Annotated in this window: 24 protein-coding genes; 12 read left to right on the top strand and 12 right to left on the bottom strand. The window is 62.1% G+C overall.

Going from position 1 to position 24,574, the window contains the following annotated elements; all coding sequences use genetic code 11:
• Positions 1 to 9 precede the first annotated feature (9 nt).
• Genes BW992_RS15600 through BW992_RS15585 form a run of 4 tightly spaced genes read left to right on the top strand, consistent with a single transcriptional unit; the run spans position 10 to position 3,496 of the window.
• Positions 10 to 939 (top strand): metal ABC transporter solute-binding protein, Zn/Mn family, encoded by a 930-nt coding sequence (locus BW992_RS15600; protein ID WP_072393137.1) that lies wholly within the window; start codon positions 10 to 12, stop codon positions 937 to 939.
• Positions 936 to 1,703 carry a metal ABC transporter ATP-binding protein gene (locus tag BW992_RS15595; protein WP_076406517.1) on the top strand — a complete coding sequence of 256 codons (768 nt, stop codon included), beginning with the start codon at positions 936 to 938 and terminating at the stop codon, positions 1,701 to 1,703. Before BW992_RS15600 ends, BW992_RS15595 begins: the two co-directional genes overlap by 4 nt.
• The gene (locus tag BW992_RS15590; protein WP_072393143.1) at positions 1,703 to 2,602 is read left to right on the top strand and encodes a metal ABC transporter permease; all 900 of its coding nucleotides are present in this window, start codon (positions 1,703 to 1,705) and stop codon (positions 2,600 to 2,602) included. Before BW992_RS15595 ends, BW992_RS15590 begins: the two co-directional genes overlap by 1 nt.
• Complete coding sequence (locus tag BW992_RS15585; RefSeq protein WP_076406515.1) at positions 2,603 to 3,496, top strand: metal ABC transporter solute-binding protein, Zn/Mn family; 894 nt, start codon at positions 2,603 to 2,605, stop codon at positions 3,494 to 3,496. It begins immediately after the preceding gene.
• A 112-nt stretch (positions 3,497 to 3,608) separates the two neighbouring features.
• Here the strand turns inward: BW992_RS15585 and prpF are convergent, their stop codons facing one another.
• The 5 genes from prpF to BW992_RS15560 form a co-directional block, all read right to left on the bottom strand.
• The gene (gene prpF, locus BW992_RS15580) at positions 3,609 to 4,802 is read right to left on the bottom strand and encodes a 2-methylaconitate cis-trans isomerase PrpF (RefSeq protein ID WP_076406513.1); all 1,194 of its coding nucleotides are present in this window, start codon (positions 4,800 to 4,802) and stop codon (positions 3,609 to 3,611) included.
• Between the two features lie 69 nt (positions 4,803 to 4,871).
• Positions 4,872 to 7,463: a Fe/S-dependent 2-methylisocitrate dehydratase AcnD gene (acnD, locus tag BW992_RS15575; RefSeq protein ID WP_076406511.1), complete on the bottom strand. Its 2,592-nt coding sequence runs from the start codon at positions 7,461 to 7,463 to the stop codon at positions 4,872 to 4,874.
• A 190-nt stretch (positions 7,464 to 7,653) separates the two neighbouring features.
• Positions 7,654 to 8,781 carry a bifunctional 2-methylcitrate synthase/citrate synthase gene (prpC, locus tag BW992_RS15570; protein ID WP_072393157.1) on the bottom strand — a complete coding sequence of 376 codons (1,128 nt, stop codon included), beginning with the start codon at positions 8,779 to 8,781 and terminating at the stop codon, positions 7,654 to 7,656.
• Between the two features lie 58 nt (positions 8,782 to 8,839).
• Positions 8,840 to 9,730, bottom strand: a complete 891-nt coding sequence (gene prpB, locus BW992_RS15565; protein WP_072393160.1) for a methylisocitrate lyase — start codon at positions 9,728 to 9,730, stop codon at positions 8,840 to 8,842.
• Positions 9,727 to 10,440: a GntR family transcriptional regulator gene (locus tag BW992_RS15560; protein WP_072459198.1), complete on the bottom strand. Its 714-nt coding sequence runs from the start codon at positions 10,438 to 10,440 to the stop codon at positions 9,727 to 9,729. Before BW992_RS15560 ends, prpB begins: the two co-directional genes overlap by 4 nt.
• A 281-nt stretch (positions 10,441 to 10,721) precedes the next feature.
• Here BW992_RS15560 and rloA point away from each other — a divergent pair, with 281 nt between their 5' ends.
• The 4 genes from rloA to pabB all read left to right on the top strand — a co-directional run bounded on the left by rloA (position 10,722) and on the right by pabB (position 15,445).
• Positions 10,722 to 11,258, top strand: a complete 537-nt coding sequence (gene rloA, locus BW992_RS15555; RefSeq protein ID WP_072393166.1) for a retropepsin-like aspartic peptidase RloA — start codon at positions 10,722 to 10,724, stop codon at positions 11,256 to 11,258.
• 5 nt (positions 11,259 to 11,263) lie between these two features.
• On the top strand, positions 11,264 to 12,796 hold the full coding sequence (gene rloB / locus BW992_RS15550) for an osmotic stress tolerance membrane protein RloB (protein WP_072393169.1): 1,533 nt from the start codon (positions 11,264 to 11,266) through the stop codon (positions 12,794 to 12,796).
• Complete coding sequence (locus tag BW992_RS15545; protein ID WP_072393172.1) at positions 12,796 to 13,782, top strand: alpha-L-glutamate ligase-like protein; 987 nt, start codon at positions 12,796 to 12,798, stop codon at positions 13,780 to 13,782. The genes rloB and BW992_RS15545 overlap by 1 nt, the downstream gene beginning before the upstream one ends.
• A 319-nt stretch (positions 13,783 to 14,101) precedes the next feature.
• Positions 14,102 to 15,445, top strand: coding sequence for an aminodeoxychorismate synthase component I (pabB, locus tag BW992_RS15540; protein WP_072459197.1), 1,344 nt, complete (start codon positions 14,102 to 14,104; stop codon positions 15,443 to 15,445).
• Positions 15,446 to 15,561: 116 nt separating this feature from the next.
• On the opposite strand, the gene thrH is transcribed toward pabB, so the two are convergent.
• Entirely contained in the window at positions 15,562 to 16,179 is a 618-nt protein-coding gene (gene thrH / locus BW992_RS15535) for a bifunctional phosphoserine phosphatase/homoserine phosphotransferase ThrH (protein WP_072431836.1), read from the bottom strand.
• A gap of 154 nt (positions 16,180 to 16,333) precedes the next feature.
• On the opposite strand from thrH, the gene BW992_RS15530 reads away from it, so the two are divergent.
• From BW992_RS15530 to BW992_RS15520, 3 genes are all read left to right on the top strand, one after another.
• The gene (locus BW992_RS15530) at positions 16,334 to 17,074 is read left to right on the top strand and encodes a phosphoadenylyl-sulfate reductase (RefSeq protein ID WP_072393181.1); all 741 of its coding nucleotides are present in this window, start codon (positions 16,334 to 16,336) and stop codon (positions 17,072 to 17,074) included.
• Positions 17,075 to 17,592: 518 nt separating this feature from the next.
• Positions 17,593 to 19,122, top strand: coding sequence for an NCS1 family nucleobase:cation symporter-1 (locus tag BW992_RS15525; RefSeq protein ID WP_072394102.1), 1,530 nt, complete (start codon positions 17,593 to 17,595; stop codon positions 19,120 to 19,122).
• A 60-nt stretch (positions 19,123 to 19,182) separates the two neighbouring features.
• Positions 19,183 to 19,911 (top strand): aspartate/glutamate racemase family protein, encoded by a 729-nt coding sequence (locus tag BW992_RS15520; protein ID WP_072393184.1) that lies wholly within the window; start codon positions 19,183 to 19,185, stop codon positions 19,909 to 19,911.
• Between the two features lie 45 nt (positions 19,912 to 19,956).
• Here BW992_RS15520 and BW992_RS15515 read toward each other — a convergent pair whose 3' ends face one another.
• Positions 19,957 to 20,880, bottom strand: a complete 924-nt coding sequence (locus tag BW992_RS15515; protein WP_072393188.1) for a LysR family transcriptional regulator — start codon at positions 20,878 to 20,880, stop codon at positions 19,957 to 19,959.
• A 126-nt stretch (positions 20,881 to 21,006) separates the two neighbouring features.
• Here BW992_RS15515 and BW992_RS15510 point away from each other — a divergent pair, with 126 nt between their 5' ends.
• A complete protein-coding gene (locus BW992_RS15510) occupies positions 21,007 to 21,753 on the top strand; it encodes a 3-oxoacyl-ACP reductase family protein (RefSeq protein WP_072393192.1) in 747 nt (248 codons plus the stop codon).
• 62 nt (positions 21,754 to 21,815) lie between these two features.
• On the opposite strand, the gene BW992_RS15505 is transcribed toward BW992_RS15510, so the two are convergent.
• The 5 genes from BW992_RS15505 to BW992_RS15490 form a co-directional block, all read right to left on the bottom strand.
• Positions 21,816 to 22,511, bottom strand: a complete 696-nt coding sequence (locus tag BW992_RS15505) for an HAD-IA family hydrolase (RefSeq protein WP_072393195.1) — start codon at positions 22,509 to 22,511, stop codon at positions 21,816 to 21,818.
• A 210-nt stretch (positions 22,512 to 22,721) separates the two neighbouring features.
• Entirely contained in the window at positions 22,722 to 23,078 is a 357-nt protein-coding gene (locus BW992_RS15500; protein WP_072393198.1) for a hypothetical protein, read from the bottom strand.
• A gap of 94 nt (positions 23,079 to 23,172) precedes the next feature.
• Positions 23,173 to 23,376, bottom strand: coding sequence for a hypothetical protein (locus tag BW992_RS15495; RefSeq protein WP_072393201.1), 204 nt, complete (start codon positions 23,374 to 23,376; stop codon positions 23,173 to 23,175).
• 29 nt (positions 23,377 to 23,405) lie between these two features.
• Positions 23,406 to 23,564, bottom strand: coding sequence for a hypothetical protein (locus tag BW992_RS27080; protein ID WP_165887350.1), 159 nt, complete (start codon positions 23,562 to 23,564; stop codon positions 23,406 to 23,408).
• A gap of 124 nt (positions 23,565 to 23,688) precedes the next feature.
• Positions 23,689 to 24,096: a glycine zipper domain-containing protein gene (locus BW992_RS15490; protein WP_072393204.1), complete on the bottom strand. Its 408-nt coding sequence runs from the start codon at positions 24,094 to 24,096 to the stop codon at positions 23,689 to 23,691.
• Positions 24,097 to 24,574: the final 478 nt, after the last annotated feature.

Raw genomic sequence — 24,574 nt, 5'->3', positions numbered from 1 at the left:
CGCTCGCCCATGTCTATTGCATCTCAACGCCAGCCCTTGCTACGCCTGCTGCTGATCGGCCTGCTGGCCTGCCTGTTCACCGCCCCGGCCAATGCCGAAACCGCCAAGCGCCTGCGCATCGGCATTACCCTGCACCCTTACTACAGTTACGTCGCCAACATCGTCGGCGACAAGGCTGAAGTAGTGCCGCTGATCCCCGCCGGTTTCAATCCCCATGCCTATGAACCACGCGCCGAGGACATCAAGCGCATCAGCGGTCTGGATGTGGTCGTGCTCAATGGCGTCGGCCATGACGATTTCGCCGACCGGATGATCGCCGCCAGCGAAACCCCGGACGTGAAAGTGATCGAGGCCAACGAGAACGTTCCCCTGCTGGCCGCCACCGGTACTGCCGCCCGGGGAGCCGGCAAGGTGGTGAACCCGCACACCTTCCTGTCCATCAGTGCCTCCATTGCCCAGGTCAACAACATTGCCCGGGAACTGGGCAAGCTCGACCCGGACAACGCCCAGGCCTACACCCAGAACGCCCGTGCCTATGGCAAGCGCCTGCGGCAGATGCGCGCCGCCGCCCTGGCGAAGCTGACCCAGGCACCCAACGCCGAACTGCGGGTCGCCACGGTACATGCCGCCTACGACTACCTGCTGCGTGAATTCGGCCTGGAAGTGACCGCCGTGGTGGAGCCGGCACATGGCATCGAACCGAGCCCCAGCCAGTTGAAGAAAACCATCGATCAACTCCGGGAGCTGGACGTGAAGGTGATCTTCTCGGAGATGGATTTCCCGTCCACCTATGTCGACACCATCCAGCGTGAATCCGGAGTGAAGCTGTATCCGCTTTCGCACATTTCCTACGGTGAATACAGCGCCGAGAAATATGAAAAGGAGATGGCCGGCAACCTCGACACCGTGGTCCGGGCAATCCAGGAGTCCGGCGCATGACCGTCCAGGAAACCCTCACCCTGCAACGCGTCGGGCCCCTGGTCGAATTCGCCGACGTCAGCCTGAACCTGGGCCGCACGCTCATTCTCGACGGCGTGGCTTTCCAGGTGCAGGCCGGCAGCGTCCACGCCCTGGTCGGCCCCAACGGCGGCGGCAAGAGCTCATTGATCAAGACCCTGCTCGGGCAGATGCCCCACCAGGGACAGCTGAGCCTGCAATGGCCAGGCGAACCCGGCGTCATCGGCTATGTGCCCCAGGCGCTGGAATTCGATCGGGGCCTGCCCATGACCGTGGATGACTTCATGGCGGCGATGTGTCAGCGCAAGCCCGCCTTTCTCGGCTTGAGCAAGCATTACACCGACGCCATCGGCCAGGCCCTGGAGCGGGTCGGCATGCAAGACAAACGCAAGCGCCGCATGGGCGCGCTGTCCGGCGGCGAGCGCCAGCGGGTGTTGCTGGCCCAAGGGTTGATTCCCTCGCCGCAATTGCTGGTGCTGGACGAGCCGATGTCGGCCCTGGACGAGGCTGGCATCCAGGTTTTCGAGCGGTTGCTGCAGGACTGGCGCCTGGCGGGTGTCACCGTGCTGTGGATCGAACATGACCTGGAAGCCGTCGGGCGCCTGGCCGACCGTGTCACCGGATTGAATCGCCGGGTACTGTTCGACGGCCCGCCGCGCCAGGCCTTGACGCCGGAACGGTTGCTGTCACTGTTTTCCACGCATCCGCGCACCCCTCATCCACACAGCAACGGGAGTGCCGCCTGATGAGTTATGAAGCCTTTCGTCTGACGGTGCAGGCCTGGGCCTCGTCCGGTTACCTGCCCGAGGCGCTGGCCTACGGTTTCGTGGTCAATGCGTTGTTGGCCGGGCTGTTGATCGGCCCGGTACTGGGCGGCCTCGGCACGCTGGTGGTGGTCAAGCGTTTCGCGTTCTTCTCCGAGGCCGTGGGCCATGCCGCACTGACCGGCGTGGCAATCGGCATTCTGCTGGGCGAACCCTATACCGGCCCCTACGGCAGCCTGTTCGGCTACTGCCTGCTGTTCGGCATCCTTCTCAATTACCTGCGCAACCGCACCGGCCTGGCCCCCGACACGCTGATCGGCGTCTTCCTGTCGGTTTCCCTGGCCCTGGGCGCCAGCCTGCTGTTGATCCTGGCCGGCAAGATCAACGTGCATATCCTGGAGAACGTGCTGTTCGGTTCGGTGCTGACGGTCAACGGCAATGACCTGCTGGTGCTGGCGGTGGTCGGCTCGCTGGTGATGGCGCTGGCCTTGCCGCTGTACAACCGCATCATGCTCGCCAGCTTCAACCCGCAGTTGGCGGCGGTGCGCGGTGTGGCGGTCAAGACCCTGGATTACCTGTTCGTGGTCCTGGTGACCTTGATCACCGTAGCGGCAGTGAAGGTCATCGGGGCCATTCTGGTGGGCGCGTTGCTGGTGATTCCCGCCGCGGCGGCACGCTTGCTCAGCCAATCGTTGAAAGGCTTCTTCTGGTGTTCGGTACTGATCGCGACCCTCAGTACCTTGTGCGGGATTCTTGCGCCAATTGTCTTCGACCTGCCGATCCCATCCGGTGCCGCGATCATCCTGGTGGCCGGCATCGCCTTCGCCCTGAGCGCCATCGCCCGTGGCGTCGTCCCCAGCCTCAAAGGGAATCTTGGATAAATGGTTTTTTCATTGCGACAACTGACCCTGGCCTTCGCGTTGTGCGGCGTGGCCGCCACCTCGTCATTCGCCAGCGAAAAGGTTCGTCTGCTGGCATCTCTGCCAGTTACCTATGGATTGAGCGAGGCCTTGCTCAAGGGCACCGATGTCAGCCTGGAGCGAGCCGCCCCCGCCAACCTGCCCGGCACCCGCCAGAGTGCCTACTTCAGCGGCCGGGGCGCAGCGGCGCTGAGCAAGCTGGCCAGTGACGCCGACGCGGTGATCGGCCTACGCTCGCTATGGCCGGACGATCCGCTGTATCCCATGGCCCGACGCAGCAATATCCGCGTCGTCGAAATCGACGCCGCGCGCCCGGTGGATGGCGCCCTGCCCGGTATCGCCGTGCAACCGGGAATGGCCGACGGCCTGGCGAGCCAGCCGTGGATGGCCAGTCATAACCTGGGCCGCATGGCCGATGTGATCGCCGCCGATCTGGTGCGACTGGCCCCGACGGCCAAACCGAGGATCGATACCAACCTGGCGGCCCTCAAGCAGCGTCTGCTCAAGCTCGGCGCCGACAGCGAAAAACAGCTCGCCAATGCCGACAACCTGAGCGTGGTCAACCTGAGCGAGCATTTCGGCTACCTGATCAGCGGGCTCAACCTGGACGCCATCAGCACCGATACCCGGCCCGATGCCGAATGGACCGCCGAAACCCTCAAGCAATTGAGTGCGACGTTGAAGGACAACGACGTGGCGCTGGTGCTCCATCATCGCCAGCCTTCGGATGCGCTGAAGGCAGCCATTGCCGAGGGCGGCAGCCGATTGCTGGTGCTCAGCACCGATGCCGCCGATCCGGTGGCGGAGCTGGAGAGTAATGTGGGACTGGTCGTCGCCGCGCTGACGGAAGGCTGACGGCCATCCCTTGTGGGAGCGAGCTTGCTCGCGAAGAGGCCGGCACATTCAAGATTGGTGTCGGCTGACACACCGCCATCGTGAGCAAGCTCGCTCCCACAGCTTTTTCGACTCAGTTCAGAACATCCCCCGGCACCCGCACGAACCCTTCCATCAACACCCGCGCGCTGCGGCTCATGATGGCTTTTTTTACGGTCCATTCGCCGTTCACCAAGCTGGCCTCGGCGCCAACGCGCAAAGTGCCGGAGGGATGGCCGAAGCGCACGGCGTTGCGTTCGATGCCGCCGGCGGCCAGGTTCACCAGGGTGCCGGAAATAGCCGCCGCAGTGCCGATGGCCACGGCGGCAGTGCCCATCATGGCGTGATGCAACTTGCCCATGGACAACGCCCGCACCAGCAAGTCGATATCCCCTGCCGCCACGGCTTTTCCGCTGGAGGACAGGTAATCCGCTGGCGGCGCGACAAACGCTACTTTCGGCGTGTGCTGACGCTGGGCGGCTTCGTCCAGGTGCTTGATCAGGCCCATGCGCAAGGCACCGTGGGCACGAATGGTTTCGAACATGGCCAGGGCCTTGGGATCGCCATTGATGGCGCCTTGCAGTTCGGTACCGGTGTACCCGACGTCTCGGGCGTTGATGAAGATCGTCGGGATGCCGGCGTTGATCAGAGTTGCCTTGAGCGTACCGACACCAGGCACTTGCAGGTCGTCCACCAGGTTGCCGGTGGGAAACATCGATCCTCCTCCCCCCTCTTCCTCGGCCGCCGGCTCCATGAATTCCAATTGCACCTCGGCTGCCGGAAAGGTCACGCCGTCGAGTTCGAAATCGCCGGTTTCCTGCACCGCGCCATCGGTGATCGGCACATGGGCAATGATGGTCTTGCCGATATTGGCCTGCCAGATCCGCACCACCGCCACGCCGTTCTCCGGCAGGCGAGCGGCATCCACCAGGCCGCTGCCGATGGCGAATGACCCCACCGCCGCCGACAGGTTGCCGCAGTTGCCGCTCCAGTCCACGAACGGCTTGTCAATGGACACCTGGCCGAACAGGTAATCGACGTCATGGTCGGCCCGGGTGCTCTTGGACAGGATCACGGTCTTGCTGGTGCTGGACGTCGCACCGCCCATGCCATCAATCTGCTTTTCGTACGGATCGGGACTGCCGATCACCCGCAGCAGCAAGGCGTCCCGGACGGCACCCGGGACACGGGCGGCTTCGGGCAGGTCCTGCAGGCTGAAGAACACGCCTTTGCTGGTGCCGCCACGCATATAGGTAGCGGGAATTCTGATTTGGGGGGCGTGAGCCATGATGCGCCTACTCCTGAATGTTGAAGCCCGCGGGCAAGGGGTCTCGAATCCCACACCCGCGCAGCAGACTCAAACGGCAACCGCCGACTCGAGGAAGTCCTGGGCGAAACGCTGCAGCACGCCACCGGCTTCGTAGATCGACACCTCTTCGGCGGTATCGAGGCGGCAGGTCACCGGCACTTCGAGGCGCTCACCGTTCTTGCGGGTGATCACCAGGGTCAAGGTCGCCCGAGGTGTGCGCTCGCCGATCACGTCATAGATTTCACTGCCATCGATGCCCAGGGTCTTGCGGTTGGTGCCCGGCTTGAACTCCAGCGGCAATACGCCCATGCCCACCAGGTTGGTGCGGTGAATGCGCTCGAACCCTTCGGCGACGATCGCTTCGACACCGGCCAGGCGCACCCCCTTGGCCGCCCAGTCCCGGGACGAACCCTGGCCGTAGTCGGCACCGGCGATGATGATCAACGACTGCTTGCGCCCCATGTAGGTCTCGATGGCTTCCCACATGCGCATGACCTTGCCTTCCGGCTCCACCCGGGCCAGGGAGCCCTGCTTGACCTTGCCATTTTCCTGGACCATTTCGTTGAACAGTTTCGGGTTGGCGAAGGTGGCGCGTTGCGCGGTCAGGTGGTCGCCCCTGTGGGTTGCGTAGGAGTTGAAGTCCTCTTCGGGCAGGCCCATCTTGGCCAGGTATTCCCCGGCCGCACTGTCCGCCATGATGGCGTTGGACGGCGACAGGTGATCGGTGGTGATGTTGTCCGGCAGCACCGCCAAAGGGCGCATGCCCTTGAGCGGCCGCGCGCCGGCCAGTGCCCCTTCCCAGTAGGGCGGACGGCGGATGTAGGTGCTTTGTGGACGCCAGTCGTACAGCGGCGTCACTTTCGGCCCGGTGTCTTCCTGGATGGCAAACATCGGGATGTACACCTGGCGGAACTGCTCCGGTTTCACCGAGGCCTTGACCACGGCATCGACTTCCTCGTCGCTCGGCCAGATGTCCTTGAGACGGATTTCCCGACCCTCCACCACACCCAGCACATCCTTCTCGATGTCGAAGCGGATGGTCCCGGCGATGGCGTAGGCCACCACCAGCGGCGGCGAGGCGAGAAAAGCCTGCTTGGCATACGGATGGATTCGCCCATCGAAGTTGCGGTTACCCGACAGGACTGCGGTGGCATACAGGTCGCGGTCGATGATTTCCTGCTGGATCGCCGGATCCAGCGCGCCGGACATACCGTTGCAGGTGGTGCAGGCGAACGCCACCACGCCAAAGCCCAGCTTTTCGAGTTCAGGGGTGAGGCCGGCTTCGTCCAGGTACAGCGCCACGGTCTTCGAGCCGGGCGCCAGGGACGACTTGACCCATGGCTTGCGGGTCAGGCCCAGGCGATTGGCATTGCGCGCCAGCAGACCGGCTGCGATGACGTTGCGTGGGTTGCTGGTATTGGTGCAACTGGTGATGGCGGCGATGATCACAGCACCGTCGGGCATCTGCCCCGGCACTTCGGTCCATTGCCCGGCGATGCCTTTGGCGGCCAGGTCCGACACCGCGACGCGGGCGTGCGGATTGCTCGGACCGGCCATGTTGCGCACCACCGAGGACAGGTCGAAGGTCAGGCGACGCTCGTATTGCGCGCCCTTGAGGCTATCGGCCCATAGCCCCACGTGCCTGGCATAGGTTTCCACCAACTGCACCTGCGTGTCTTCGCGTCCGGTGAGCTTCAGGTAATCGATGGTCTGCTGGTCGATATAGAACATGGCCGCCGTGGCGCCATATTCCGGCGCCATGTTGGAAATGGTCGCACGGTCGCCCAGGGTCAAGGCGCTGGCGCCTTCACCGAAAAACTCCAGCCAGGCACCAACGACTTTCTGCTTGCGCAGGAATTCGGTCAGCGCCAGCACCATGTCGGTGGCGGTGATGCCCGGTTGCAGCTTGCCGGTCAGCTCGACGCCGACGATTTCCGGCAGGCGCATCCACGAGGCGCGACCGAGCATGACGCTTTCGGCTTCCAGCCCACCGACTCCGATGGCGATCACGCCCAGCGCATCGACATGGGGAGTGTGGCTGTCGGTGCCCACGCAGGTATCGGGGAACGCGACGCCGTCACGCTGCTGGATCACCGGCGACATTTTCTCCAGGTTGATCTGGTGCATGATCCCGTTGCCGGGCGGAATCACATCGACGTTCTTGAAGGCCTTCTTGGTCCAGTTGATAAAGTGGAAACGGTCTTCGTTGCGCCGGTCTTCGATGGCGCGGTTCTTGGCGAATGCCTGGGGATCGGCACCGCCGCTTTCCACCGCCAGGGAGTGGTCGACGATCAGTTGGGTCGGCACCACCGGGTTGACCTGCGCCGGATCGCCGCCTTGCTGGGCGATGGCGTCGCGCAGGCCGGCCAGGTCCACCAGGGCCGTCTGGCCAAGGATGTCATGGCACACCACCCGGGCCGGAAACCACGGGAAGTCCAGGTCGCGCTTGCGCTCGATCAATTGCAGCAGCGATTCACGCAGCGTGGCCGGCTCGCAGCGACGCACCAGGTTTTCCGCCAGCACGCGGGCGGTGTACGGCAGCCCATCGTAGGCGCCAGGGCAGATGGCATCCACCGCGGCGCGAACGTCGAAATAATCCAGGGCGGTGCCGGGCAGCGGTTTACGAAATTCTGTGTTCATCGTCAGGACTCGGTCACGGTGGTTTCAGAAGGGGTTGGCGAAGGATTTGAAGTCACCCTCCGGCCACTGGGAGCGAGCTTGCTTGCGATAGCGGTGCATATCGACGTTGAATGTCAGTGCGCAATCGCGAACAAGCTCGCTTCCACAGGGTTTCGGGGTCATTCAGTTCCGGTGGCTAAAACCCTCCAGCTCAGCGTTGTTCGATTGGCACGAACTTGCGCTGTTCGACGCCGGTGTATTCGGCGCTCGGGCGGATGATGCGGTTGTTGGCGCGTTGTTCGAATACGTGGGCGGCCCAGCCGGTCAGGCGCGAGCAGACGAAGATCGGCGTGAACAGCTTGGTGGGGATGCCCATGAAGTGATAAGCCGAAGCGTGGTAGAAATCGGCGTTGGGAAACAGCTTCTTCTGTTCCCACATGGTCTTGTCGATGGCTTCGGAAACCGGGAACAGCACCGTGTCGCCCACCTCATCGGCAAGTTTTCTGGACCAGCCCTTGATGACCTCGTTGCGCGGGTCGTTGTCCTTATAGATGGCGTGGCCAAAGCCCATGATCTTGTCCTTGCGCTCGAGCATCGCCAGGGTGCCCTTGATCGCTTCCTCCGGCGACTGGAAGCGCTCGATCATTTCCATCGCCGCTTCATTCGCGCCGCCATGCAGCGGGCCGCGCAGCGAGCCGATGGCTGCCGTGATGCAGGAAAACAGGTCCGAGAGCGTGGAGGCGCACACCCGGGCGGTGAAGGTCGAGGCGTTGAACTCATGCTCGGCGTACAGGATCAGCGACACGTTCATCACCTTGACGTGCAACTCGCTGGGCTTGCGACCATGCAGCAGGTGCAGGAAATGGCCACCGATGGAGGTTTCGTCGGTCACGCATTCGATGCGCTGGCCTTCATGGCTGAAGCGATACCAGTAGCACATGATCGCCGGGAACGCGGCCAGCAGGCGGTCAGTCTTGTCATGCTGCTCGGAGAAATCCTTCTCCGGCTCCAGGTTGCCCAGGAACGAACAGCCAGTGCGCATCACATCCATCGGATGAGTGTCGGCGGGAATACGCTCCAGCACTTCCTTCAAGGCCTGGGGCAAGTCCCGCAACTGGCGCAGCTTGCTGATATAGGCATCCAGCTGGGCCTGGGTCGGCAGTTCGCCATAAAGCAGCAGGTAGGCCACCTCTTCGAATTGCGCATCGGCCGCCAGGTCGCGCACGTCATAGCCACGATAGGTCAGGCCGGCGCCCGACTGGCCCACGGTGGACAATGCGGTTTGCCCGGCCACCTGGCCACGGAGCCCGGCGCCACTGAGTACTTTTGCTTCGGCCATTTGCTTTCTCCAATTTTTGAATTTGTAGGGAATCGGCAAGTTGCAGGGAATGGGCGCCTTACTTCTTCGCAGCGAACAACGCATCGAGCTTCTGCTCGAAGGTGTGGTAGTCGATGCGATCGTAAAGCTCCATGCGTGTCTGCATGGTATCGATGACGTTCTGCTGCGTGCCGTCTCGGCGAATCGCGGTGTAGACGTTCTCGGCCGCCTTGTTCATGGCCCGGAAGGCCGACAGCGGGTACAGCACCAGGGAGACGTCGGCCGCCTTCAGTTGCTCGGTGGTGTACAGCGGTGTCGCGCCGAATTCGGTGATGTTCGCCAGGATCGGCGCTTTCACGCGGCTGGCGAACAGCTTGTACATTTCAAGTTCGGTGATGGCTTCGGGAAAGACCATGTCGGCCCCGGCCTCGATGCAGGCGGCAGCTCGATCGAGGGCCGACTCCAGCCCTTCCACCGCAAGGGCGTCGGTGCGGGCCATGATCACGAAACTGTCGTCGGTGCGGGCATCCACCGCGGCCTTGATGCGGTCGACCATTTCCTGCTGCGAGACGATCTCCTTGTTCGGACGATGGCCGCAGCGCTTGGCTCCCACCTGGTCTTCGATGTGGATCGCCGCCGCGCCGAACTTGATCATCGACTTGACGGTACGGGCCACGTTGAACGCCGAGGAACCAAAACCGGTGTCCACATCCACCAGCAGCGGCAGGTCGCAGACATCGGTGATCCGACGCACATCGGTCAGCACGTCATCCAGGCCGGTGATGCCCAGGTCCGGCACGCCGAGGGAACCTGCGGCCACGCCGCCACCGGACAGGTAGATGGCCTTGAAACCGGCGCGTTTGGCCAGCAGCGCATGGTTGGCGTTGATGGTACCCACCACTTGCAGCGGGTGCTCGGTGGCGACCGCCTCGCGAAAACGCTGGCCTGGCGTGCTCTTGCTGGAACTCATGACTCACCTCGTTCAGTGGCGGCGCTGTCCTGGTAATGACGCGCGATGTTGCGTTTGGATGCGCCGATGTGCCGTCGCATCAATAATTCAGCCAGCTCGCCGTCACGGTCGGCGATGGCATCGAGTATCCGGTGGTGCTCGGCAAAGGCCTGGCGCGGACGATTGGGGGTGGTGGAAAACTGGATGCGGTACATGCGCACCAACTGGTACAGCTCGCCGCAGAGCATCTGCGTGAGGGTGCGGTTGCCGCTGCCCTGGATGATCCGGTAGTGGAAATCGAAATCCCCTTCCTGCTGGTAGTAGCCGACACCGGCCTGGAACGCCGCGTCGCGCTCATGGGTTTCCAGTACGCGGCGCAATTCGTCGATCTCTTCCAGGGTCATGCGTTCGGCCGCCAGGCGGCAGGCCATGCCCTCCAGGGACTCTCGTATTTCGTAGAGCTCCAGCAGTTCGGCATGGTTCAAGGACACCACTCGGGCACCGACGTGAGGCACACGCACCAGCAGGCGCTGGCCTTCCAGGCGATGGATCGCTTCGCGCAAGGGACCGCGGCTGATGCCGTACGTGCGGGCCAGCTCGGGCTCGGAGATCTTGCTGCCGGGGGCGATCTCACCTTTGACGATGGCCGCCTGGATGCGCCGGAAGACGTTCTCGGAAAGGGTTTCCGAGTCGTCCTGGGCGACGACCGGGGTTTCGAGCTGATCGAGCATATTGTCGACACCTTGAAAATCAATACGCCGAAAAATAGCCAAGAGCAGGATAAAGGTCAAAGAAAATATATATATTGTCGACAATCGTCTAACAAGGTGCCTTGCCATAACCGGCCGCTGGGCGGGCTCGTAGCGTCCTGCCAGCGGTGGCGTCAGAAAACCACCGTGCTAGAATGCCGCCGCTATTCGCCACTCTCTTCTTATTAAAGAAGGCCGCCAGGGAGCTTGTGCAGTAATGCCAGGGCCTGAACCGATAAACGGACCGCTGCGCACCAGGATCTATGACATTCAAGCCCTTCTCCGCTGTTCTGTGTTTCATTTGCCTGCCTGGCTTTGCCGCGGCGGGTGAAAAGACCGTGTACGGCCTGAACGAATATGCGGCGCTCCAGGGCATCGACCTGGAAGTCGCCGCCAAGCTGGACACGGGGGCCAAGACCGCGTCCCTCAGCGCCCGAGACATCAAGCGCTTCAAGCGCAACGGCGAATCCTGGGTCCGCTTTTACCTCGCCATCGACGCGGCCCATTCGCACCCTATCGAACGCCCGCTGGCCCGGGTCAGCAAGATCAAGCGCCGCGCCGGTGACTACGACCCGGAGGAAGGCAAGAAATACACGGCCCGGCCGGTCATCGAACTGGATATCTGCATGGGCTCGGCCCTGCGCAGCATCGAAGTGAACCTGACCGACCGCAGTGCATTCCAATACCCGTTGCTGATCGGCTCCGAGGCGCTCAAACGCTTCGACGCGCTGGTCGACCCCAGTCTCAAATACGCTGCCGGCAAACCCGCCTGCGCCAATGCCGCTCAAACCGCAGAGTAATCCCAATGCGCTCCCTTACCCTCCATCTGAAAATGCTGATCGCCATCCTGGTGGTGCTGGGCCTGTCGGTGACGGCCTATCAGATTTTCGTGCTCGGCATCCCGGTGACCGAAGATGCCACCGACGACCTGTGGAACATCGACGCCAAGGTCGAGTTCGTGCCCAACGCCAAGGATCCGGTGAAGGTCCAGATGTTCGTGCCGCCCCTGAGCCGCGACTATGTGAGCCTCAACGAGAGCTTCATTTCCAACAACTATGGCGTGGCGGTGAACCGGATCGACGGTAACCGCAAGGTGACCTGGTCGGCCCGCCGGGCCAAGGGCAACCAGACCCTGTATTACCGCCTGGTGCTGACCAAGCGCTACAGCGCCGAGAAAACCAAGGTCAAGGGCCCGACCTTCCGCGACAGCATCGCCGTCGAAGGCCCGGAGAAGATCGCCGCCGAAGCACTGCTCGCGCCGATCCGCCAGCACTCTGCCGACGTCGAGACCTTCATCAGCGAAGCCATCAAGCGGGTCAACAACCTCAACGACGACAACGTCAAGCTGCTGCTGGCCGGCGACGTCTCCTCGGGCAACAAGGCAAGGATCGTCGAGCTGGTGCTGTCCATCGCCCATGTGCCGGTGGAAAAGGTCCACACCATCCGCCTGGTGGCCGACCAGCCGCAGACGCCCGAACTGTGGCTGCGCAGTTTCAACGGCACCGACTGGCTGTACTTCAACCCGGACACCGGCGAGCAGGGGCTGCCCACCGACCGCCTGCTGTGGTGGACTGGCGATGAAAACCTGATCACCGTCGATGGCGGCAAGAAAGCCACCGTCACGTTCAGCATGAACAACAGCGAAATGAACGCCATTCGCCTGGCCAAGCTGACGGACGAGAACACCGACGCCAACTTCCTCGAATACTCGCTCTACGGCCTGCCCCTGCAGACCCAGCAGACCTTCATGATCATGGTCATGATCCCGATCGGCGTGCTGGTGATCCTCGTGCTGCGCAACCTGATCGGCCTGCAGACCCTCGGCACCTTCACCCCGGTGCTGATCGCACTGGCCTTCCGTGAAACCCAACTGGGCTTCGGGATCATCCTGTTCACGGTGATCACCACCCTGGGCCTGTCGCTGCGCTCGTACCTGGAGCACCTCAAGCTGCAGATGCTGCCAAGACTCTCGGTGGTCTTGACATTCGTGGTGGTGCTGATCGCCGCCATCAGCCTGCTCAGCCATAAGCTGGGCCTGGAGCGCGGCCTGTCGGTGGCGTTGTTCCCGATGGTGATCCTGACCATGACCATCGAACGCCTGTCCATCACCTGGGAAGAGCGCGGCGCCGGCCATGCCATGAAGGTGGCCATCGGCACGCTGTTCGCCGCGTCCCTGGCGCACCTGATCATGAGCGTGCCGGAGCTGGTCTACTTCGTGTTCACCTTCCCGGCCATCCTGCTGATCCTGGTGGGCTTCATGCTGGCCATGGGTCGCTACCGCGGCTACCGCCTGACCGAGCTGGTACGGTTCAAGGCCTTCGTCAAGGCTGACTCGTAATGTTCGGCCTCTGGAAAACCTGGAAGGCCCTGGAAGCCCGGGGCATCATGGGCATCAACCGGCGCAATGCCGACTACGTGCTCAAATACAACAAGCGCAGCCTGTACCCCATCGTCGATGACAAGATCATCACCAAGGAACGGGCCATCGCCGCCGGCATCCATGTGCCGGAGCTGTACGGGATCATTTCCACCGAGAAGGAAATCGACAAGCTCGATGGCATCATCGGCGGGCGCACCGACTTCGTCATCAAGCCGGCCCAGGGCGCCGGCGGCGACGGGATCATCGTCATCGCCGACCGTTTCGAGGGCCGCTACCGCACCGTGTCCGGCAAGATCATCAGCCACGAGGAAATCGAGCATCACATTTCCAGTATCCTCACCGGCTTGTATTCCCTGGGCGGGCACCGTGACCGGGCGCTGATCGAGTACCGCGTGACCCCGGACCAGATCTTCAAGAGCATCAGCTACGAGGGCGTGCCGGACATTCGCATCATCGTACTGATGGGTTATCCGGTGATGGCCATGTTACGGCTGCCGACCCGGCAGTCCGGTGGCAAGGCCAACCTGCACCAGGGCGCCATCGGCGTCGGCGTGGACCTCGCCACTGGCCTGACCCTGCGCGGCACCTGGCTGAACAACATCATCACCAAACACCCTGACACCACCAACGCGGTGGACGGCGTGCAACTGCCCTACTGGGACGGTTTCATGAAACTGGCCGCCGGTTGCTATGAACTGTGCGGACTGGGCTACATCGGCGTCGACATGGTGCTGGACCAGGAGAAAGGGCCGTTGATCCTGGAACTGAACGCCCGACCAGGGCTGAACATCCAGATCGCCAACGACTGCGGCCTGACCCTGCGTACCCATGCGGTGGAAGCGCACCTGGAGGAGCTCCAGGCACGGGGCGTCGTGGAAACCGTGGAAGAGCGCGTGGCGTTTGCCCAGGAGCTGTTCGGGCATATCCCGCCGGTTGAGGGCTGATCCCTCTAATCCTGAACAATGCCAATTGTCTGGACCGGGACATTGTGAACTTGTGCCGAGGGGATTTATCCCTGCTGGGTTGCGTGGTATCCCCAAAAGCTGCCACCCCAATACATCAGGGTGGTTGCACTACCTGTCTGGGGTCGCTTCGCAACCCAATGGGGATAAATGCCCTCGCCACAGGATGTTCTCATCACAAATGTTCCCCGCAGTCATCTTCGACAGCCACAGACGTGCTCATCTCCGACATCCCCCTAGGAGCAAATCCTACGGGGGATTACAATCGCTCCCCCGCCTGAATGGCTGACCCGCCCCGCCCATGCCAACCTGCTCCGTACACCCGTTACCTTACCGCGCCAACCCTGCCGAGTATTTCGCGGCGATTCGTCATGCCCCGGGCAGCGTGCTGCTCGACAGTGGCCGGCCGAGTGCCGAACGCGGACGTTATGACGTGCTCAGCGCATGGCCACTGACACAATTGGCGGTGATGCCGAACGAGAGCGGCAGTGACTTCCTGCAACGCCTGCGCATTCAGCTGACCCAACTGGGCGACGCGGCGCTGCCGTCCACGGTGCAATTGCCCTTCGCGGGCGGCTTGATCGGCTACTTGAGCTATGACTTCGGCCGACACCTGGAAACCCTGCCTTCCCAGGCCCAGGACGACCTGCAACTGCCCGATGCCTGCTTCGGCGTCTATGACTGGGCGCTTGTCAGCGACCATCAGGCCGGCACCAGCCAATTGGTGTTCCACCCTCATTGTGGCGAAAGCGAACGCCAGCGTCTGATCGAGCTGTTCAGCCGGACCACCCCGATGCCCGCCAGCGCTTTCAGGCTCGAAGGACCTATGGCGCCGGACCTCAGCGCCGAAACCTATCGACAGGCAATCGACCGGATCCAGGCCTATATCCAGGCTGGTGACTGTTACCAGGTGAATTTTGCCCAGCGCTTCCGGGCGCCTTGCCAGGGTGATGCCTGGGTTGCGTACCAGGCACTGCGAGCGGCTTGCCCGACACCGTTCTCGGGCTTCCAGAGCCTGCCGGATGGCGGCGCGGTGCTGAGCCTGTCGCCCGAGCGTTTCGTCAGGGTCAGCGAGGGCCACGTCGAAACCCGTCCCATCAAGGGCACCCGCCCCCGTGGCAGCACGCCTGGCGAAGACGCCGCCCATGCCGCCGAGCTGCTTGCCAGCCCCAAGGACCGGGCGGAGAACCTGATGATCGTCGACTTGCTTCGCAACGATCTGGGCCGTACCTGCCGCATCGGCTCGGTGCGGGTACCGGAACTCTTCAGCCTGGAAAGCTACCCGAACGTACACCATCTGGTCAGCAGCGTGACCGGCGAACTGGCCGAGCGCAAAGACGCCCTGGACCTGATCGCCGGCAGTTTCCCCGGCGGCTCCATCACGGGCGCACCGAAGATCCGCGCCATGCAGATCATCGACGAGCTCGAACCGACCCGGCGCGGCCTCTATTGCGGTTCGTTGCTGTACCTGGACGTACGTGGGGAGATGGACAGCTCCATCGCCATCCGCAGCCTGCTGGTCAAGGATGGACAGGTGTGCTGCTGGGGCGGCGGCGGGATTGTCGCGGACTCGGACTGGCAGGCGGAGTATCAGGAGTCGATTACCAAGGTCAGGGTCTTGCTGGAAACCTTGCAGAACCTTTAGTGACCACACCATCTCCTGTGGGAGCGAGCTTGCTCGCGATTGCGTTGGGTCAGCAGCACTGGAGCCGACTGGCACACCGCTATCGCGAACAAGCGTCGCTCCCACAGGTTTTTTACCTACAGGCTGAGATTGCGGTTCGACGCCTTGATGAATTCCTGCTTCAACTCGGCGAAGCTGTGCACCGCCGGGAACTGCGGGAACTCACGGATCACATTATCCGGGGCATGGAACAGGATGCCGGCGTCGGCTTCGCCGAGCATTGTGGTGTCATTGTAGGAATCTCCCGCGGCAATCACCCGGTAGTACAAACTCTTGAATGCCAGGACCGACTGCCGCTTGGGATCTTTCTGACGCAGTTGATACCCGGTGACCCGCCCGCTCTCATCCGTGATCAGGCGATGGCACAACAAGGTGGGAAAACCCAGCTGCCGCATCAAGGGTTGGGAAAACTCGTAGAACGTGTCCGAAAGAATCACCACCTGGAAGCGTTCCCGCAGCCAGTCGACGAACTCGATGGCGCCGTCCAGCGGCTGGAGGGTGGCGATCACCTCCTGGATATCGGAAAGCTTGAGCCCGTGTTCGTCGAGGATGCGCAACCGCTGTTTCATCAGCACGTCGTAGTCGGGAATGTCCCGAGTGGTTGCCCTGAGGGATTGAATCCCGGTTTTTTCAGCGAAGGCGATCCAGATTTCCGGGACCAATACACCCTCCAGGTCGAGGCAGGCAATTTCCACAGGACACTCCCATTATTGATGTCTGTCGGTTGAGCGAACAAAAGGCTTGCCGACTCTAGCCATTCGCACAGGAGCGCGCCAGTCCCGGCCGCTTTTGTTACCATCGGCCTCCTATAGAGCGCTCAGCGCCACCGACCTGTAGGAAACCGCCCTGATGAGCCCATCGTTTGACGTCGTGGAACTCGCCACGACCTATGCCAACAAGTCTCCACAAGACATCCTCAAGCTGGCCTTCGCCGAGTTCGGCGACGACCTGTGGATATCTTTCAGCGGCGCCGAGGACGTGGTGCTGGTGGACATGGCCTGGAAGCTGAACAAGAACGTCAAGGTGTTCAGCCTCGACACCGGTCGCCTGCACCCGGAAACCTACCGGTTCATCGATCAGGTGCGCGAACACTACAAGATCGATATCGAGGTGATTTCGCCGGACCATACGAAACTGGAGCCGTTCGTGAAGGAAAAAGGCCTGTTCAGTTTCTATAAGGACGGTCATGGCGAGTGCTGCGGCATCCGCAAGATCGAACCATTGCGACGCAAACTGGCCGATGTCCGCGCATGGGCCACCGGCCAGCGTCGCGACCAGAGCCCCGGGACCCGCAGCCAGGTGGCCGTGCTGGAGATCGACACAGCATTCTCGACCCCGGAACGCACCCTGTACAAATTCAATCCGCTGTCGCAGATGACCAGCGAGGAAGTCTGGGGCTATATCCGCATGCTTGAGCTGCCTTACAACAGCTTGCATGAACGGGGGTTCATCAGCATCGGCTGCGAACCCTGCACCCGCCCGGTGCTGCCGAACCAGCATGAGCGCGAAGGTCGCTGGTGGTGGGAAGAAGCCACGCAGAAAGAATGTGGCCTGCATGCCGGTAACATCATCAGCAAATCCAAGGCCTGATCCCTCAACCCGCGACCGCTTCGAACTTTGAAGGAAGCGGTAGGGATGACCTGCTGGCCATGGCGTGACGCGCCGGCAACCTGTACACAAAAATGTCACCTCAGGTGCCATTTTTGTGTGCACTTATTCCCGTAATGCCCCGAAAAGTTACACCTGCCCTCCCCATCGCATTTTTCCTTCCTGGCGAAAGCTCGCGTCCTGAAAATAAATACCTGTTCGATTGGTCAATTTATAACGACCTTTTTTCAGTGACTTATACGAAACAAATAACGAAACGAAATCAAGGCAGAAAGCTTTAGATCCGAAGCTGGCATAGATATGGCTTGAGTCGACATGTGTTTTGTATACAAATCAAATAAAACCTACACACACTTTAGCTCCGCAAGCCTGAAGCGCCCTATCCCGTACAGGCTGCAGATGCCCCTTGACCAAGGATGCTCGCCCGCCGCGACGAAGATTTGTCGAGCCATGCGCTCATGCACAGTCATCGCGGCATCGAGGATCAGGAGCCTGCCGGAATGCGTACTAGCCTCTCCAATGACATCGCACTGGATCTACCCTCCTCCACCACTGCCGCGGATACCCGAACCACAGCCCCCCTGATCCTGAGCCCCAGGCTGCACAACAAGGACCTGGCGCCGACCAAGGCCGAGGGCCGGCGCTGGGGTCGATACAGCATCTTTGCCCTGTGGACCAACGACGTACACAACATCGCCAACTATTCCTTCGCCATCGGCCTGTATGCGCTGGGCCTGGGCGGCTGGCAGATCCTGCTGTCCCTGGGGATCGGTGCCGCGCTGGTCTATGGCTTCATGAACCTGTCCGGCTACATGGGGCAGAAGACCGGAGTGCCGTTTCCCGTCATCAGCCGGATCAGTTTCGGCATCCACGGCGCGCAGATTCCTGCGTTGATCAGGGCGGTTATCGCCATCGCCTGGTTCGGTATCCAGACCTACCTTGCGTCGGTGGTCTTTCGGGTATTGCTGACCGCCATCCACCCGGGCTTCGCCGACTACGACCAGGACTCGATCCTGGGCCTGTCGAGCCTGGGCTGGGTGTGTTTCGTGGTGATCTGGTTCGTGCAGTTGTTGATCCTGGCCTATGGCATGGAAATGGTACGCCGCTACGAAGGCTTTGCCGGGCCGGTGATTCTCGTCACCGTCGCCGCCCTGGCCGGTTGGATGTACACCCAGGCCGGCGCCACCATTGCCTGGTCGATCCGTGAACCGCTGAGCGGTGCCGAGATGTGGCGCAACATTTTCGCCGGCGGCGCGTTGTGGCTGGCGATCTACGGCACCCTGGTACTCAACTTCTGCGACTTCGCGCGTTCTTCGCCCTGCCGCCGAACCATCGTCGTCGGCAACTTCTGGGGCCTGCCGGTCAATATCCTGGTTTTCGCCGCAATCACGATCCTGCTGTGCGGTGCGCAGTTCCAGATCAACGGGCAGATCATCGAAAGCCCGACCCAGGTCATCGCCTCGATCCCCAACACCTTTTTACTGGTGCTTGGCTGCCTGGCGTTCCTCATCGTCACCGTGGCCGTGAACATCATGGCCAATTTCGTCGCACCGGCCTTCGTGCTCAGCAACCTGGCCCCCAGATACCTGACGTTCCGCCGGGCCGGACTGATCAGCGCCGCCATCGCCGTGCTGATCCTGCCGTGGAATCTCTATAACAGCCCGCTGGTGATCGTGTATTTCCTGTCCGGCCTCGGTGCGCTGCTCGGGCCGCTGTATGGCGTGATCATGGTCGACTACTGGTTGATCAGAAAAGGCCGGATCAATGTGCCACAGCTCTACAGCGAAGACCCCGATGGCGCCTATTTCTATAGCAAGGGGGTCAACCTGCGTGCGGTGGCGGCATTCATTCCGGCGGCCCTGATTGCCATCGTCCTGGCGCTGGTGCCCGGCTTCGACAGCGTTTCACCGTTCTCCTGGTTGATCGGCGCCGGGATCGCCGGGCTGCTCTACCTGGCGATCGCCAAGCGGCAGCCGTTTTACGAAGATGTCAGCGGTGAATCCATCGCCGTGGATAACGTCAGCCACTGAAGCCCGATTTCAACGCGGCCTGCCCGGCTCGGGCCGCTTATCTCACCTCAAGGAAAGCCCATGCGAATTCTCGTAGTCAACGTCAACACCACCGAGTCCATCACCCAGGCCATTGCCCGCCAGGCGCAGGCCGTGGCCGCCCCAGGTACGGAGATTGTCGGGCTCACGCCGCATTTCGGGGCCGACTCGGTCGAAGGCAACTTCGAAAGTTACCTGGCCGCCATCGCAGTGATGGACCGAGTGATGTCCTACGATCAGCCGTTCGACGCCGTGATCCAGGCCGGTTATGGCGAGCATGGCCGCGAAGGCCTGCAGGAGCTGCTCGACGTGCCGGTGGTGGATATCACCGACGCCGCCGCCAGCACCGCGATGTTCCTGGGCCATGCGTATTCAGTGGTCACCACCCTGGACCGCACCGTGCCGCTGATCGAAGACCGGCTCAAGCTCTCCGGCCTGTACGACCGGTGTGCATCGGTCAGGGCCAGTGGCCTGGCGGTGCTGGAGCTGGAGCAGGACCCGCAACGGGCCGTCGAAGCCATTGTGCAGCAGGCGGAACTGGCGGTGAGCCAGGACAAGGCCGAGGTGATCTGCTTGGGATGCGGCGGCATGGCCGGGCTCGATGAACGGATCCGCCAATGCACCGGGGTGCCGGTGGTGGATGGGGTGACCGCGGCGGTGACCATCGCCGAATCCCTGGTGCGACTGGGGTTATCCACTTCCAAGGTCCGCACCTACGCGACACCTCGGCCCAAGACCATCATCGGCTGGCCGGGGCGGTTCGGGCGCTGAGACACGTCGTGCCCATCGCGATCGTGCTGCGATGGGCGAGTGGTCTCAAACGGCCCTGAACCGCTGCGCCCATTCCTGCTCGGCAAACTGTTCGATGATGAAATCCACGAAGGCTCGGGTCTTGCCCGGCAGCAACTTGTGCTCGGCGTAATAGATGGAAATGTTGCCATCATCCACATACCAGTCCGGCAATACCCGCTGCAGTTCGCCGGACTCCAGGAACGGAACGGCCACCGGCATGCTCACCAGTCCAATGCCCAGCCCCTGGGCCGCGGCCGCACAGTCGGCTTCCGAGTCACTCATGGTCATGCGCGCCTTGAGCATCAGCGGACTGTGCTGCCCGGTATGACTGGTCAGTTGCCAGGAGCGAATGCGCCCGGTCTGGGGCGAACGGATCAGGATGCCCTGATGGTTCGCCAGGTCGTCCGGCTCCAGCACCGCGGCGTGCTCCTGCAGGTAACCCGGTGAGGCCACCAGTACCCGATGGGCCACCGCCAGCTTGCGTGCCACCACGCCTTGGGGCAACTCGAAACCACCCCCGATGGCCGCATCGAAACCCTGGCCGATCAGGTCGACCTGTCGGTTATCGAAGTGCCAGTCCGGGCTGATCGCCGGGAAGCGTCGTAGAAACTGCCCCAGCAATGGCACCACATACAGTCGTCCGAATGCCGTGCCCATGCTCACCTTCAACGTACCTGCCGGCTGCCCACCGGCGCTGGCCAGGTTGGCGACCGCGTTCTGGATGGTATTGAGGCTGCCGCTCACTTCGCTCAAAAACAAATGACCGGCCTCGGTCAGGGTCAGCCTGCGGGTACTGCGCTGGAACAGGCGCACCCCCAGCCGTGCTTCGAGCCTGGCGACATTCTTGCCCACCGCCGCCGGGGTAATACTCAGTCGCCGGGCGGCTTCGGCAAAGCTGCCGACTTCGGCACTGCGCACAAAGCATTCGATACTGCTGAAGGTCTCCATAAGCGCCACTCTAAACTTCTGGTTTACACAGACTATATCAATGGCGGTCTACACAGCCGGCGATCCGATCCCGATACTCGCTCCATCCCCGTGGCCTCTCGCCCCGGCATACTTTGGAGAAACACCATGAGCACTCAAACACTGAACGGTAAAGTCGCCTTGATCCAGGGCGGTTCCCGCGGCATCGGCGCCGCCATCGTCAAACGCCTGGTCGCCGAAGGCGCCGCGGTGGCCTTCACCTACGTCAGCTCCGCGGCCAAATCCGAGGAACTGCAGAACAGCCTCATCGCCGCCGGCGGCAAGGCCCTGGCAATCAAGGCCGACAGCGCCGACGCCGAGGCGATCCGCAATGCTGTCAACGCCACTGTCGAAGCCTTCGGCGGGCTGGACATCCTGGTCAATAACGCCGGGATCCTGGCAATGGCACCGCTGGAAGAATTCAAGCTGGAGGATTTCGACCAGACCCTGGCCGTCAACGTGCGCAGCGTGTTCATCGCGACCCAGGAGGCTGCGCGGCATATGAAGGAAGGAGGTCGGGTGATCAACATCGGTAGCACCAACGCCGATCGCATGCCCTTCGCCGGAGGTGCACCCTACGCCATGAGCAAAGCGGCGCTGGTGGGCCTGACCAAAGGCATGGCCCGCGATCTCGGCCCACGGGGCATTACGGTCAATAACGTGCAACCCGGCCCGGTGGACACCGACATGAACCCGGCCGACAGCGAGTTCGCTGGCAGCCTGATGTCACTGATGGCCATCGGTCGCTATGGCAATGTGGATGAAATCGCCAGTTTCGTTGCGTATCTGGCCGGTCCGGAAGCGGCGTATATCACGGGGGCCAGCCTGACCATCGACGGTGGTTTCGGCGCCTGACCCGGCCCATGCGGAAAACGCCGGCCATGGCTCGACCATGACCGGCGTTTTGCTTTGTTTTCTCAGGCCCACTCAAGCTGCGGCAGACCGCACAAGGCCGGCTGGAACAGCTTCAAAGAACGGATGATCGCGTCGGCATGGGCGTATTTCTCATCGGCCATGGCCGAGTCCGGCACCGCGATGGCTGTCATGCCGGCCGCCTTGGCTGCGGTGACACCGAATGGCGAGTCTTCGAACACCAGGCAATCTCGCGGCGCCACGCCCAGGCGCCGCGCCGCGGTGAGGAAGATATCCGGCGCCGGTTTTGCCGCTCCCACCTCGGGATCGTCCGCCGTGACGATGAAATCGAACAGGGCGAACCAGTCTCGGTGCAAAGTGGTCTTGAGCTTGAACGTATGGCTCGACGAGCTGGTGCCCACCGCGATCGGCACATCATGGGCCTTCAGATGCCGCACCAGCTCCTCGGCACCGGGCATCCCCAGGGCATGAGGAAACCGCTCGCGCATGAGCGGTTCGCGGATCACCAGGAACTCCTCGGGGGTGATCGGCAGCTCCAGCGCCTCGACCACGTAGCGAGCCAGGTCCCCGGCGCCACGGCCGATGATATTCTGCTTCACACTCCAATCGAACGTACGTCCGTAACGCTCGGCAATGATGGAGGTGACTTCGGTGTAGATGCCCTCGGTATCCAGCAACAGACCATCCATGTCGAATATCACAGCCTTGATCGGGCCAAACTCTTTGTGCGGTGCTTTCATCGCAGCGGATCCGTTATCAACACTACATTCCGGAAAATGGCTCAGGTACGTCCAGGATGAGGTGTGCGCCTTAAAGGATTCAGCAGGATAACGAGGGGGAGTTGGAACAGGCAACGAAAAATCTTACGACAGGTACATGCGCAATCTGTAGGAGCTGGCGAGCTTTCCCTCGCCAGCTCCTACAGTGCCCACCGTCAATGCTCATCTATCTTATTGGCTCGACCCGCTGGATCCGCCTGAGCTACCACCACTGTCGGTGGTGCCGGCTCCGGTCCCGCTGCTGGAGGCATCGCCACCCATGGAACTGCCCCCACTGGTCGAACCGGTCCCTGTGCCAGGGCTGGTGCTGCTGCCGCTGGCGTCGCCGCCGTTACCACCACTGACAGAGCCAGGGGGCAAGGCGTTACCGCTGGTGTCGGTCGTGGAACCGGCATCCATCTGGGTGGAAGGTGGCATTCCACCTTTGTCCACGGGTGGATTATCGCCCGTGGTCTGTGCGAAAGCCGCCAGCGAACTGGTCGAAAGAATGCCGGCGAGTGTCATCGCCGCCAGGTGTGATTTCATCATGGTGAGTCTCCTTTTCAAGGTACCTACCTGATGTGTGGCCGCCAGGAGACGCCGATGGTGCCCCGAAATCGACAGGCGGCCGCTCTTGCGGCGTTCAGCTGGGTTTACCGGAAGCATCGTCACCGGCGATGTCCGGGTCATCCGGGGTCGCTTCGACGCTGTCATCCTCTTCGGGCACCTGCTCGATGCCGGCCTCGTCATCCGGCGGACGCTGGTCCCGGCTCAGGGAGTCCGTGGGTGATGGCAGTGGGTATTCCGGCGTTTCATCTTCGTCGGGGGCAGGTGAATTGGCAGTCATGGCAACCTCCAGAGGCGGATGAACCGACCTCAATCGTAGGATTCTTCCTCAAGCTCGGCGTCTTCATCGTCGATCAGGGGGACCTGAGCGTCGTCCATCAGGGAACCGGGATCCTCATTGCCCGGATCATTGACGAAAGGAAGGCCCGACGGACCTTTCTCTTCCTTGCCTTCTGTTTCCGGCGTCATGGCACACCTCGCAATTGCAGATGGATGTATGGATTCGAGGCGAGAGGAAGGTAAACGTTCCGGACAAATCCCCGAGAAAGAAAAACCCGGCACGGGGGCCGGGTTTTCTCATTCAGGCATCACCTCAGCGATGCTTTTTCTTGTGCTTGTGTTTCTTGCCGGAGTGCCCGTCGTTGTCGTTGGACAGGTTGCTGCCCAGGGCTCCGCCTGCTGCGCCGCCAATGCCCGCGCCAATGGTGGAACCCGTTGAGCCACCCAAGCGATTGCCGACGATCGAACCACCGGCCGACCCCAGGCCGCCGCCGATGGCTGCTTCTGTACGACTGCCCTTGCGAGCCCCCACCGCGCTGCCGGCCGCACCGCCGACACCGGCACCGATGGCGGCACCTGTGCTACCGCCCATCTGCTGGCCAACCACATTACCCAAGACACCGCCAAGGCCACCGCCGATTGCAGCGGTTCCATCGCCAGCCGCCATCGCACCTTGGGCAATCACAAGCCCAAGCACCAGGGTGGACAAAGTCAAACGCATGATAAAAACCTCGAAAATGCCGCATCGGGAAAAATGGCCGCTGCGCGCGGGCGCGAGTTTACGCCAAACGGCTCAACCATGCCGGTTGGACAGCGAATGCAGGAGTTGTTTTATGACAGGCAAAAAAAAGCCCGCTGGGGAAACGGGCAGGTACTGCTTTCTAACGGATGAGCTGAGACTACGCGGCCGAGTGTGAAAGAAACGTGAAAGAAACGTCGACAAAAAAGATGAAGAAAAAATCTACACGCCGGTCGATGCTGCACGCGCGCGCATCCGGTCCCCCAACAAAAAGCCCCGTCCACTGACGGGGCTGCGACTGTCGCTACCTTCTGGCCGGGACCCTGGGCAGGAACTTGGCCTTCTCCCCACGTTGCACTTTGGGCACCCTGGTCCTGATGGACTTGATCGGCTCATCGCCGAAGTCAGATCGATAAGCCGATTGACCGCATTGCAACCCTTCGTTAATCGGATAAGTGGC

Source organism: Pseudomonas sp. 7SR1, from assembly GCF_900156465.1.
Taxonomy (GTDB): Bacteria; Pseudomonadota; Gammaproteobacteria; order Pseudomonadales; family Pseudomonadaceae; genus Aquipseudomonas.
The sequence above is the reverse complement of the archived record's forward strand: the minus strand, read 5'-3'. Positions and strand labels throughout refer to the sequence as shown.

Bases quoted from the DNA above. Each gene is read 5' to 3' on its own strand.
- BW992_RS15490 (WP_072393204.1), bottom strand. From the start codon at position 24,096: ATGCGTTTGACTTTGTCCACCCTGGTGCTTGGGCTTGTGATTGCCCAA.
- prpF (WP_076406513.1), bottom strand. From the start codon at position 4,802: ATGGCTCACGCCCCCCAAATCAGAATTCCCGCTACCTATATGCGTGGC.
- prpB (WP_072393160.1), bottom strand. From the start codon at position 9,730: ATGAGTTCCAGCAAGAGCACGCCAGGCCAGCGTTTTCGCGAGGCGGTC.
- BW992_RS15530 (WP_072393181.1), top strand. From the start codon at position 16,334: ATGAGCCCATCGTTTGACGTCGTGGAACTCGCCACGACCTATGCCAAC.
- BW992_RS15510 (WP_072393192.1), top strand. From the start codon at position 21,007: ATGAGCACTCAAACACTGAACGGTAAAGTCGCCTTGATCCAGGGCGGT.
- BW992_RS15505 (WP_072393195.1), bottom strand. From the start codon at position 22,511: ATGAAAGCACCGCACAAAGAGTTTGGCCCGATCAAGGCTGTGATATTC.
- BW992_RS15520 (WP_072393184.1), top strand. From the start codon at position 19,183: ATGCGAATTCTCGTAGTCAACGTCAACACCACCGAGTCCATCACCCAG.
- BW992_RS27080 (WP_165887350.1), bottom strand. From the start codon at position 23,564: ATGACGCCGGAAACAGAAGGCAAGGAAGAGAAAGGTCCGTCGGGCCTT.
- BW992_RS15600 (WP_072393137.1), top strand. From the start codon at position 10: ATGTCTATTGCATCTCAACGCCAGCCCTTGCTACGCCTGCTGCTGATC.
- BW992_RS15560 (WP_072459198.1), bottom strand. From the start codon at position 10,440: ATGCTCGATCAGCTCGAAACCCCGGTCGTCGCCCAGGACGACTCGGAA.
- BW992_RS15500 (WP_072393198.1), bottom strand. From the start codon at position 23,078: ATGATGAAATCACACCTGGCGGCGATGACACTCGCCGGCATTCTTTCG.
- rloB (WP_072393169.1), top strand. From the start codon at position 11,264: ATGCGCTCCCTTACCCTCCATCTGAAAATGCTGATCGCCATCCTGGTG.
- rloA (WP_072393166.1), top strand. From the start codon at position 10,722: ATGACATTCAAGCCCTTCTCCGCTGTTCTGTGTTTCATTTGCCTGCCT.
- BW992_RS15595 (WP_076406517.1), top strand. From the start codon at position 936: ATGACCGTCCAGGAAACCCTCACCCTGCAACGCGTCGGGCCCCTGGTC.
- BW992_RS15515 (WP_072393188.1), bottom strand. From the start codon at position 20,880: ATGGAGACCTTCAGCAGTATCGAATGCTTTGTGCGCAGTGCCGAAGTC.
- BW992_RS15525 (WP_072394102.1), top strand. From the start codon at position 17,593: ATGCGTACTAGCCTCTCCAATGACATCGCACTGGATCTACCCTCCTCC.
- acnD (WP_076406511.1), bottom strand. From the start codon at position 7,463: ATGAACACAGAATTTCGTAAACCGCTGCCCGGCACCGCCCTGGATTAT.
- BW992_RS15590 (WP_072393143.1), top strand. From the start codon at position 1,703: ATGAGTTATGAAGCCTTTCGTCTGACGGTGCAGGCCTGGGCCTCGTCC.
- prpC (WP_072393157.1), bottom strand. From the start codon at position 8,781: ATGGCCGAAGCAAAAGTACTCAGTGGCGCCGGGCTCCGTGGCCAGGTG.
- BW992_RS15585 (WP_076406515.1), top strand. From the start codon at position 2,603: ATGGTTTTTTCATTGCGACAACTGACCCTGGCCTTCGCGTTGTGCGGC.
- BW992_RS15495 (WP_072393201.1), bottom strand. From the start codon at position 23,376: ATGACTGCCAATTCACCTGCCCCCGACGAAGATGAAACGCCGGAATAC.
- BW992_RS15545 (WP_072393172.1), top strand. From the start codon at position 12,796: ATGTTCGGCCTCTGGAAAACCTGGAAGGCCCTGGAAGCCCGGGGCATC.
- pabB (WP_072459197.1), top strand. From the start codon at position 14,102: ATGCCAACCTGCTCCGTACACCCGTTACCTTACCGCGCCAACCCTGCC.